The sequence below is a fragment of the Arenimonas malthae CC-JY-1 genome, from assembly GCF_000747075.1.
GTDB classification, from domain to species: domain Bacteria; phylum Pseudomonadota; class Gammaproteobacteria; order Xanthomonadales; family Xanthomonadaceae; genus Arenimonas; species Arenimonas malthae.
The window spans coordinates 1-10,110 of the sequence record NZ_AVCH01000208.1; the positions used below are offsets into that span (position 1 = coordinate 1).

A 10,110-nucleotide genomic window follows, 5' to 3' on the forward strand; every position below is an offset into this window, starting at 1 on the left:
GTTTTTCATTCCGTGCGCAGCGAGGCGATGGGGTCCAGGTCGGCGGCCTGCTTGGCGGGGTAGACGCCGAAGGCCAAACCCACGGCCGTGCACAGCAGCACCGCCACCACGATGGGCAGCGGCGCCCAGGCCACGTCCCAGCCCGCGAGCGTGGCGATGGCGTAGGCCAGCGCGATGCCGAAGGCCACGCCCAGCAGCGCGCCGGCCACGCAGATGACGGCCGCCTCGCGCAGGAACTGCGCCACCACGTCGGTGCGACGGGCGCCGAGCGCGCGCAGCAGGCCCACTTCGCGCCGGCGCTCGAGCACGTTGGCCAGCATGATGTTCATGATGCCGATGCCGCCCACCAGCAGGCTGACGCCGGCGATGGCGCTCATCACCACGCGGAAGATGCGCTGGGTCTGCTGGTGCTGGGCGAACAGCTGGGCCGGGATGACCAGGCTGTAGTCGTCGGCGCCGGCGTGGCGCTGCTTCAGCAGCGCCGCCAGTACCTGCGCGCCCTCGCCGATGCGCTCGGGCGCGTCCACGCGCACCAGCAGGCGGTCCACTTCGTCTTCCATCGGCTGCAGGCGGAAACGCGCCAGGCCGCTGGCCAGCGGCACGAACACGCGGTTGCTCTCCAGCCCCAGCGGCACGCCCTGGAAGCGGTCGGCGCTGAGGTCGCGGTCGGCCAGCACGCCCACCACTTCCAGCCAGGCGTGGTTGACCTTGACGTGCTGGCCCACCGCGCCGCCCTGCGGGAACAGGCTGCGCGCGGCCTGGTGGCCGAGCACGGCCACGGCGGCCAGGGCGTCCTCGTCGGCCTGCGTCAGCGCGCGGCCTTCCGCCACGCGCAGCGAACCGAGTTCGAAGAAGCTGGGCGAAATGGCGCTGGCCTGGGCGTCGCTGGCGGCGTGGTCGCTGGCGACGGCGTCGGTGCGCAGGCGTTTTTCGGCGGCCATGGCCACGGCGCCCGGCACCACGTCGAGCGCGGCCTGCGCGTCGGCGCGGGTGAGGCCCAGGCTGCGGGCGCGCAGTTCGCGCAGCGAGGTTTCGTCGAAGGTCTTGGCTTCCACCACCAGGTTGGTCAGGCCCAGGCCCTCGACCAGGCGCAGCGCTTCGCGCCGGCTGCCCTCGCCCACCGCCTGCATGGCCACGATGGAGCCCACGCCGAACACCAGGCCCAGCAGGGTGAGGCCGGTGCGCAGCTTGCGCCGGGCCAGCTCCTCGAAGGCTTCGCGCCAGGCGACGCGGTCGTTGAGGTGGCGCCATTCGATCATGGCGCGGCCCCGGCTTCGTCGTTGGCGGCGGGCGCGTCGGCGGCCAGCAGCACGCGTTCGCCGGCGGCCAGGCCCGACAGCACCTGCGTGCGCGCCGGCCCGCGCTTGCCCAGCTCCACCGGGCGGCGCACCGGTTCGCCGCCGTCGAGCACGGTGACGAAGGCCTGGTCGCCTTCGCCCGACAGCGCCACGTTGGGCACGGTGAGCGCTTCCGGCGCCGACAGCAGGATGACGCGGCCGGTGAAGGCCTGGCCCGGCACCCAACCGTGCCGCTTCGCCGCTTCGGCCGGCACGCTGGCCTTGGCGGACACGAACTTCGCCGGGTTCTGCCGGCTTACCGCGCGCGGCGCGCTGGCGACCCAGGTGACCTCGCCCACCGCCTGCTGGCCCGGGTGGCCCAGCGGCGCCAGTTCCACCTTCTGGCCGAGCGCCAGGCCCTGCGCTTCCTGCTGCGGCAGGCGCAGCTCCACTTCCAGTGCGTCGATGTCGGGCAGGTTGGCGAACTCGGTGCTGGCCCACATCTGCTCGCCGATGCGCGGCAGCTCGCCGCTCCAGCTGATGGCCAGCATGAAGATGCCGTCGTGCGGGGCGCGCAGCTCCAGGGCGTCCAGGTCGCCGCGCTTGTTGGCGGCGTCGGCTTCCAGGGTGTTGCGCTGCACGCCCAGCACGTCGAGCTCGGCTTCGCCGCGCTGCGCCGACTGGTCCTGGCGCCAGCGCAGCACGCCGGTTTTTTCCTGCAGGAATTCCTCGTCCTCCACCGCGTCGAGCACGACGTTGCGGGCCAGGGCCTCGAAGTCGGCGCGGGCGTAGCGGCGGGCGATGGCCAGGGCCGATTCGGCCTGCGCCAGTTCCACTTCGACGCGGTCGAGCCCGACCTCGAGCTCGCCTTCCTTGCTGGCGCGCGCCAGGGCGTTGCGCTGCAGGTCGAGCAGGGCCTTGTCGAGCTGCAGCTTCGACTGCGCGGCCTCGAAGCGCGCCACCAGGTCGCCCTTCTTCACCGGGCTGCCGTCGGGCAGCATCCACACCAGCTGGCGGCGCGCGAAGTTCTGGCCGGGCACGCGCAGGGGCGTGGCCTTGGCGGCCTTGAGCTCGCCCTCGGCGCGCACCCAGAACTCGACCGGCGCCGCGGCCACGGTTTCGGTGGCGGTGACGGCGCCGTCTTCGCTGGCGCAGGCGGCCAGCAGCAGCATGGCGAGCAGGGCCAGGGCGGGCCGGGTCATGGCGCCGCCTCCGCTTTGGCCGCGGGCACGGTGACTTCCACGCTCACCGGCATGCCGGTCTTGAGGCCGCTGGTGTCGCCTTCCAGGCTCACCAGCACGTCGATCACCGGCACCGGCGCCAGGCGCGACTTGCTGCGCACCGCGCGCCCGAGCTCCAGCACCTTGCCCGACAGCCGCCGGCCGGCGCCGCCCTGCACCTGCACGCGCGCCGGCAGGCCTTCGGCGATGCGCAGCATGTCGCGCTCGGCCAGCGTGGCGCGCACCACCAGGGTGGACGGGTCGGGCATCTCGGCCACGGTCTGCCCGACCCAGACCGAGGTGCCCACTTCGAAACGCTCGCCGCGCCAGTTGCTCTTGACCACCAGCACGCCGTCGCGCGGCGCCGGCACGGTGAGCAGGCCGATCGCGCGGCTCAGTTCGGCCACGTCGGTGCTGGCCTGGGCCACCTCGGCGGCGACGAGCGCGCGCTCGGCCTCGCGCTGCCGGCGCGCCAGCACTTCGCGCTCGCGCATCAGCGCCGCGCGGCGGGCGGCCTGCTCGCGCTCGATCACCAGCTTGCGGTAGTCCACCGAGCGGATGATGTCGGCGGGCTGGTCGGCCTTGCGCTCGGCCTTGTCCAGCGTGGCGGCCTGCTCGGCGGTGGCCAGGCGCTCGGTGCGCTCGCGCTCGGCGAGGTCGAGCAGCAGCTTGGCCTGCTCGCTCTGTTTCTGCTTGAGCAGGCCCTGGGCCTCCATCAGCCGGCGCTGCAGCTCGGTGCCGTCGAAGGTGACCGCGGGTTCGCCCTGCTTGAGCGCCGCGCCGTCGGCGGCGAGCTGGGTGATCTGCAGGTTCCAGACGTTGCGCACCGTGGGCGGCATGATGGGCGCGCTGCTGAGCGCGGCCACCTCGCCTTCCAGCGTGAGCGTGTCGGCCGCGGCGGTGCCCGCGGCCAGGGCCAGCAGCAGGGCGGCGGCGCGGATCAAGGCGCGGCCCCCGCGGCGGACTGGGCGGGTTCGGCGATGACGCGCACGCTCATGCCGGGGCGCAGCGGCAGGCCGTGGCCGTCCGGCAGGGCGACGTCCACCACGAAATAGCGGCCGCTGCCCCACTCGGCCTTGGCCGTGGGGCTGCCGGCGATGCCGGTGATGCGGCCCTCGACGGTCTTGCCCGGCACGGCGTCGAAGCGCAGCTGCACGGCCTGGCCCTCGACCAGGCCGCGGCGGTCGGGCTCGAGCGCGAAGGCGCGCACGCCCAGCGCGCCGGGCCGCACCAGTTCGCCGATGGCCTCGCCGGCGTTCACCGAGGCGCCTTCCTCGTAGCGCTGGCCGCTCCAGGGATTGAAGTAGAAGCTGGCGACGCCGCTGCCCACGGCGCGCTGCTCGGCCATGGCAATCACCGAGGCCGCGTAATCGAGGTCGGTCTGCATCTTGGCCACTTCCAGCTCGCCGTCGGCGCGGCGGCGGGCGACGGCTTCGCGGGCGGTGCGCAGTTCTTCCTGCTTGAGCGCGTGCTCGCGTCCGGCGCGCGCCAGTTCGCCGGCGTAGCGGTCCACGTCGATGCGGGCGATGTAGTCGGACGGGATGGCGGCGTCCACCTTCGCCTTCGCCAGCGCGGCGTCGGCGTCCACCAGGGCCAGCCGGGCGTCGAGTTCGCGCACCGCCAGTTCGGCCAGCTCCTTGGCGATGCGGGCGCGGGTCTGCACGAGCTGGACCTTGAGCGACTCCTGCTGGGCCAGCGCGGCACCCGGGTCGATGCGCACCAGCGAATCGCCGGGCTCCACGGCCGTGCCGTCGGGCACGGCGTAGCGCAGGGTCACGGGGCTGGATTCGGACATCGGGGCGTAGATGACCTCGGCGTCGGGTGCGCGCACCTGGCCGCTGAGCACCACCGCCAGTAGCAGTTCAGCGCCCGGAATCATGGTCCACCTTGCCGTCGCGCATGCGCACCTGGCGCGGCGCGCGTTCGGCCACGTCGGGGTCGTGGGTCACCAGCACCACGGTCTGGCCGTCGCGGTGCAGCTCGGCGAACAGGCCCAGCACGTCGGCCGCGGTTTTCGAATCGAGGTTGCCGGTGGGTTCGTCGGCCAGCAGCAGCGCGGGCTTTAGCAGCAGGGCACGGGCGATGGCGGCACGCTGCTGCTGGCCGCCGGACAGCTGCTGCGGGCGGTGCGCCATGCGGTCGGCCAGCCCGACGCGGCCGAGCAGCTCGCGGGCGTAGTCTTCGGCGCCGGGCACCGGGTCGAGGCAATAACGCAGCGGCAGCAGCACGTTTTCGAGCACGCTCAGCCGCGGCAGCAGGTGGAAGGACTGGAACACGAAGCCGATGCGGCGGTTGCGCAGTTCGCTCAGGGCGTCGTCGTCGAGCGTGGCGACGTCGGCGTCTTCGAGCCGGTAGCTACCCGCGCTGGGGCGGTCGAGGCAGCCGAGCACGTTGAGCAGGGTGGACTTGCCCGAACCCGAGGCACCGGTGATGGCCACGTGCTCGCCGCGGCCGATGTGCAGGTCCACGCCCGCCAGGGCCGGAATGGATTGGCCCTCCACCGAATAGGTGCGGGCGATGCCTTCGAGGTGGATCATCCGCACCTGCAGCGATTGGTCGAGGCTGAACTAATAGGTGAACCGGGCGACGGCCGCAAGGGCAGCCGTGAAAGCGGAAAGGGCCCGGCAGGCGCCGGCCGGGCCCTTTCCTCCCCTGTTCGGATCAGAAGCCGGTGCCGATGCAGGCCGTGCTTCCGGGGACGAGACCAGAGTCCACGCATTGGGCCCGGAATGGACCAAGAAAATTTCTCGGCGCACCGATCCCGCGCGCGTCAGCCGGTGGCGTCGGCGAGCCGCCAGGCCAGCTCGGTGCCGGCGCGCAGCGGCACCAGCGCGCTGCTGCCTTCGCCCAGTTCGGCCGGCACCACCCAGGGTTCGCGCACCAGGGTGAGCGTGCCCGTGTTGCGCGGCAGGCGGTAGAAATCGGGCCCGTGGAAGCTGGCGAAGGCTTCGAGCCTGTCGAGCGCGTTCTGCTGCTCGAACACCTCGGCGTAGAGCTCGATGGCGCCGTGCGCGCTGTACATGCCGGCGCAGCCGCAGGCCGCTTCCTTGGCGCCTCGGGTGTGCGGGGCGCTGTCGGTGCCCAGGAAGAACTTCGGGCTGCCGCTGGTGGCGGCGGCCACGAGCGCAAGGCGGTGCTCCTCGCGCTTGAGCACCGGCAGGCAGTAATGGTGCGGGCGGATGCCGCCCTGGAAGAGGGCGTTGCGGTTCATCAGAAGGTGGTGCGGCGTGATGGTGGCCGCCACGTTGGCCGGCGCCGCCGCCACGAATTCCGCCGCCTGGCGCGTGGTGATGTGCTCGAGCACGATGCGCAGCTTCGGGTAGCGCTGCACCAGCGGCTTGAGCAGGGTGTCGATGAACACGGCCTCGCGGTCGAACACGTCCACGTGCGCGTCGGTCACTTCGCCGTGCACCAGCAGCGGCAGGTCGTGCCGTTCCATCGCCAGCAGCGCCTCGTGGCAGTTCGCGACCTGGCGCACGCCGGAATCGGAGTTGGTGGTGGCGCCCGCCGGGTACCACTTCACCGCGTGCACGAAGCCGCTGGCCCTGGCCTCGGCGATGTCGGCCGGCGTGGTGCGCTCGGTGAGGTAGAGCGTCATCAGCGGCTCGAAGTCCATCCCGGCCGGCACCGCCGCGAGGATGCGCTGGCGATAGGCGCCGGCCAGCGTGGCGTTCACCACCGGCGGCACCAGGTTGGGCATGACGATGGCGCGGCCGAAGCGGCGCGCGGTGTCGGGCAGCACGCGCGCCAGCATGTCGCCGTCGCGCAGGTGCAGGTGCCAGTCGTCGGGGCGGGTGATGGTGAGGCGGGTGGTCATGGCGGTGGGGCGGGTGCGGGGAGGCGGCTATTGTCTCGCATCCGGGCGAGGGCCGCGCCCCTCTCCCCCGGCCCCTCTCCCGCTTGCGGGAGAGGGGTTGGGGAGAGGGGGATCGCCTACTCCAGCCAGGACCGCAACCGCTCCTCGTCCAGGTGCCCCACCTTCACCAGGATGGTCGCCCCGTCCCGCGTGAACGGCGCATGCCGCGACAGGTGCGGGCTGCGCAGCCAGCTGCCGGCGGGATAAGCGCCATGCTCATCTTCGAACACCCCGCGCAGCACCAGGATCTCCTCGCCGCCGAAATGCGTGTGCGGCTGGAACACCGTGCCCGGCGCCCAGTCGACCAGCGCCGTGTGTTCGGTGCCGAAGGAATGCAGCGGCATCACCCGCAGGCCCGGCACCAGGCCGGGGCGCCAGTCGCCGTGGGCGGTGTCGATGGTGACGCTGGCCGCGTCGCCGGGCGCGAACTGGCGCAGCTTCACGAACAGCGTGCAGCCGCCGGCGCTGCGCGGCGCATGGCGGAAACCTTCCGGGTTGCGCAGGTAGGTGCCGGGGCCATGGTCGCCGCGTTCGTCGCTGAACACGCCCTCGAGCACCAGGATTTCCTCGCCCGCCGGGTGGCCGTGTTCGGGGAAGGCCGAACCCGGCGCGTAGCGCACCAGGCTGGTGGCGCGCGCCTGTTCGCCGCCGATGCGGTCGAGCATCCGGCGCTCGACGCCCGGCGACGGCGAGGCCAGCCACGGCGTGTCGCCCGGCCGCAGCACCACGCGCTGGCTGAAATCGGCGTTGATCTTCATGCCGCCAGTCTAGGCCGGCGGCCGTGCAGGGGCGGTGGAGGCCTCGGGCGCCCCGTGGAAGCGGTAGTCGTTGAAATCCGGCTCGCGCACCGCCCGCACGTATTCGCGGGTGAAACCGGGGAAGATGGCGATGACCTTGCCGTTGTCCATGCGGTACCAGCTGCGGCACTGCGCCCACACCGAGCCCGCCAGGCGCTGCTGCAGGGCGGCGTTGTGGGCCTGCTGCACCTCGGCGCGCAGTTCGATGGCGCGGTAGCCGGCGCGGCGCACGGCCTGCATGCAGGCGATGGCGTGGCGCACCGCCGGCTCGATGTAGAGCAGCGTGGAGGTGTGGCCGGTGGCGGTGTTCGGGCCCAGCATCAGGAACAGGTTGGGGAAACCCGCCACGCTGATGCCGTGGAAGGCCTCGGGGCCGTCGCGCCAGGCCTCGGCCAGGGTGCGGCCGCCGCGGCCGGTGACCTGCACCGACTGCAGCAGGTGCACGGTGTCGAAGCCGGTGGCGCAGACCACGGCGTCCAGCGGCCGCTCGGTGCCGTCGGTGGTGATGATGCCGCCCGTCGTGAAGCGCGCGATGCCGGTGGTCACCAGCTCCACGTTCGGCCGTGCCAGCGCCGGGTAGTAGTCGTTGGCGTAGATGATGCGCTTGCAGCCCAGCGGGTAGTCGGGCGTGAGCGCGGCGCGCTTGTCCTTGTCAGGCACCTGGCTGCGGCGGTGGCGCGCGGCCAGGCCCAGCATGAAGCGGCGCATCAACGTGCCGTCCTGGAAACCGCGGCGCGTGAGTTCCAGGAACTGCACCCAGCCAAAGCGCACCGCCTTCGCGTAGGGCGGGAACCGCGCCAGCAGGCCGTCGAACCAGTAGTAGCGGCGCTCGAAGCGCGGCAACACCCAGTTCGCGGTGCGCTGGAACACGTGCAGCCGCGCCGCCTCGCGGGCGATGGGCGGGATCAGCTGCACGGCGGTCGAGCCGGTGCCGACCACGGCGATGCGTTTGCCCGCCAGCGGGATGCTGGCGTCCCAGCGCGCGGAGTGCAGCTTGTCGCCGCGGAAGTCGTCGAGGCCCGGGATATCGGGCCAGCGCGGCTGGCTGAGCGGGCCGGTGCTGCAGACGAAGAAGCGCGCCGCCAGCGTGTCGCCGCGCGCGGTGCGGAACTGCCACAGGCCGCTGGCCTCGTCGAAGCGCGCTTCGCTCAGCCGCGTGCCCAGGCGCAGGCGCGCGAACAGGCCGTGTTTCTCCGCCAGCGCCTGCTGGTAGGCCTGGATTTCCGGTGCGTTGGCGAAACGCTGGCGCCAGTACGGGTTCGGCGCGAAGGAAAACGAATACGCAGGCGCCGGCACGTCCACCTGGGCGCCGGGGTAGCGGTTGTCCCACCAGGTGCCGCCCAGGCCGGGCTGTTGTTCGAGCAGCACGAAGTCGTGCCGGCCTTCGCGCTGCAGCTGCATCGCCATGCACAGGCCCGACATGCCGGCGCCCAGGATGACCACCTCGTGCACGTCGTGGCGCGGCGCGGCGGTGGCGTCGAGGTGCTGCTGCAGGAAGCGCGCGAGGCGCGACACGGCGGCGTTCGCGGACGGCAGCTGGCCGGCGTGCAATGGGAAGACATGCCAGCGGCCGGGAACCACTTCGAGCGTCGTGGGTACGCCAGCGGCCTGCAGCGCCTCCGCCAGGGAGCGCGACTGCGCGCACAGCAGTTCGTCGCTGCCGCATTGCAGGAAAGTGGGCGGCAGGCCACGCAGCTCGCCAAGCAAGGGCGACACGCGCGGGTCGCCGGTGTTTTCGCCGGCATAGTGGCGGGCGCAGGCCTGCAGCCAGGCCGCGCCCAGCATGGTTTCGCCGGGCACCGGTTCGGGCAGCTGGCCCGGGCGCAGGTCCACCCAGGGCGAGAGCAAGGCCAGCGCGGCGGGCGCGGGGCGCGCCGTGTCGCGGATCTTCTGCGCCAGGGCCAGCGCCAGGCCACCACCGGCGGAATCGCCGACCAGCAGCACCGGACCCTGCGCGGCGAGCGCGTCGTACGCCGCCAGCGCGTCGTCGAGCGCGGCGGGGAACGGATGCTCCGGTGCCAGGCGGTAATCGGGCACGACCACGGGGAAGCCGCCGTCGCGCGCCAGCCACGCGGCCAGCGCGCGATGCGTGCGCGGGGAGCCGGCGCAGAAGGCGCCGCCGTGCAGCATCAGCACGGTGCCGGGGCGGCAGGCGGGTGCGCGCGTGTCCTGCCAGCGTTCGGCGGGCACGCCGGCCGCCTCGGTGTCCTGCCGCGCCACGCCGGCCGGCAGCCGGGCAATGCCCGCCAGCAGGCTCATCCAGCGGCGCTGGAAGCCCAGCGGCACGCGCGGCGACAGCGCGGGCTTGAGCAGCAGGCGCAGCGTGGTGCGAAGGACGGCGGCCTGCAGCGTGTCGTTGGAGGCCATGGTGTCGTCGTCCCGCGCGTGGGTGGGATCAGACCCGGCCGACCACCGGGATCAGCGCGCCGGTGATGGCGGCCGCGCCGTCGGAGAGCAGGAAGGCGATGGTGGCCGCCAGCTGCGCCGGCTGCACCCAGCGGCTGAAGTCGGCGTCGGGCATGTCCTTCCGGTTCGCGGCGGTGTCGATGATGCTCGGCAGCAGCGCGTTGACGGTGATGCCGCGGTCCTTGAGCTCTTCGGCCAGGGCCTCGGTGAGGCGCATCACGCCGGCCTTCGAAGCCGCGTACGCGCCCATGCCGGCGCCGGCCTTCAGCGCGCCGTTGGCGCCGATGTTCACGATGCGGCCGCCGTCGGGCAGGTGCGCCAGCGCGGCCTGGATGGCGGCCACGGCGGTGCGCAGGTTCATGCGGTACTGCGCGTCCCAGGTGTCGAGCGAACCGCCCTGCACCTTCTCCCAGGCGAAACCGCCGGCGATGTTCACCAGGCCGTCGAGGCGGCCGTGGGCTTTCACGATGGCGTCGAAGGCGGCGGCGGCCGAGCCGGCGTCGCCCAGGTCCACGCCGCCGTGCAGGCTGGCGGCGCCCAGGGCGGCCGGGTCG

9 protein-coding genes are annotated in these 10,110 nt (G+C 73.0%); all 9 read right to left on the reverse strand.

All coding sequences use genetic code 11. The features are described 5' to 3' along the window. Nucleotides 1–5: 5 nt before the first annotated feature. Nucleotides 6–1,259 (reverse strand): ABC transporter permease, encoded by a 1,254-nt coding sequence (locus N790_RS14015; protein ID WP_052385983.1) that lies wholly within the window; start codon nt 1,257–1,259, stop codon nt 6–8. Beyond that, nucleotides 1,256–2,479 carry an efflux RND transporter periplasmic adaptor subunit gene (locus tag N790_RS14020; protein ID WP_043805251.1) on the reverse strand — a complete coding sequence of 408 codons (1,224 nt, stop codon included), beginning with the start codon at nt 2,477–2,479 and terminating at the stop codon, nt 1,256–1,258. The genes N790_RS14015 and N790_RS14020 overlap by 4 nt, the downstream gene beginning before the upstream one ends. Next, nucleotides 2,476–3,441, reverse strand: a complete 966-nt coding sequence (locus N790_RS14025) for an HlyD family secretion protein (protein WP_043805252.1) — start codon at nt 3,439–3,441, stop codon at nt 2,476–2,478. The genes N790_RS14020 and N790_RS14025 overlap by 4 nt, the downstream gene beginning before the upstream one ends. Then, on the reverse strand, nt 3,438–4,376 hold the full coding sequence (locus N790_RS14030; RefSeq protein ID WP_084062961.1) for an HlyD family secretion protein: 939 nt from the start codon (nt 4,374–4,376) through the stop codon (nt 3,438–3,440). The genes N790_RS14025 and N790_RS14030 overlap by 4 nt, the downstream gene beginning before the upstream one ends. Then, nucleotides 4,360–5,034 (reverse strand): ABC transporter ATP-binding protein, encoded by a 675-nt coding sequence (locus N790_RS14035; protein ID WP_043805255.1) that lies wholly within the window; start codon nt 5,032–5,034, stop codon nt 4,360–4,362. Before N790_RS14035 ends, N790_RS14030 begins: the two co-directional genes overlap by 17 nt. Nucleotides 5,035–5,267: 233 nt before the next feature. After that, the gene (gene pyrC / locus N790_RS14040; RefSeq protein ID WP_043805257.1) at nt 5,268–6,314 is read right to left on the reverse strand and encodes a dihydroorotase; all 1,047 of its coding nucleotides are present in this window, start codon (nt 6,312–6,314) and stop codon (nt 5,268–5,270) included. Between the two features lie 116 nt (nt 6,315–6,430). Next, on the reverse strand, nt 6,431–7,111 hold the full coding sequence (locus tag N790_RS14045; protein WP_043805261.1) for a cupin domain-containing protein: 681 nt from the start codon (nt 7,109–7,111) through the stop codon (nt 6,431–6,433). A 9-nt stretch (nt 7,112–7,120) separates the two neighbouring features. Then, entirely contained in the window at nt 7,121–9,517 is a 2,397-nt protein-coding gene (locus tag N790_RS16790; protein ID WP_052385984.1) for an alpha/beta hydrolase fold domain-containing protein, read from the reverse strand. 28 nt (nt 9,518–9,545) lie between these two features. Continuing rightward, on the reverse strand, nt 9,546–10,110 hold a 565-nt coding region (locus N790_RS14060), incomplete at its 5' end, for an SDR family oxidoreductase (protein ID WP_043805263.1).

Excerpts from the sequence above, each read along its gene's own strand:
- N790_RS14045 (WP_043805261.1), bottom strand. The coding sequence starts at position 7,111 with ATGAAGATCAACGCCGATTTCAGCCAGCGCGTGGTGCTGCGGCCGGGC.
- N790_RS16790 (WP_052385984.1), bottom strand. The coding sequence starts at position 9,517 with ATGGCCTCCAACGACACGCTGCAGGCCGCCGTCCTTCGCACCACGCTG.
- N790_RS14020 (WP_043805251.1), bottom strand. The coding sequence starts at position 2,479 with ATGACCCGGCCCGCCCTGGCCCTGCTCGCCATGCTGCTGCTGGCCGCC.
- pyrC (WP_043805257.1), bottom strand. The coding sequence starts at position 6,314 with ATGACCACCCGCCTCACCATCACCCGCCCCGACGACTGGCACCTGCAC.
- N790_RS14030 (WP_084062961.1), bottom strand. The coding sequence starts at position 4,376 with ATGATTCCGGGCGCTGAACTGCTACTGGCGGTGGTGCTCAGCGGCCAG.
- N790_RS14015 (WP_052385983.1), bottom strand. The coding sequence starts at position 1,259 with ATGATCGAATGGCGCCACCTCAACGACCGCGTCGCCTGGCGCGAAGCC.
- N790_RS14035 (WP_043805255.1), bottom strand. The coding sequence starts at position 5,034 with ATGATCCACCTCGAAGGCATCGCCCGCACCTATTCGGTGGAGGGCCAA.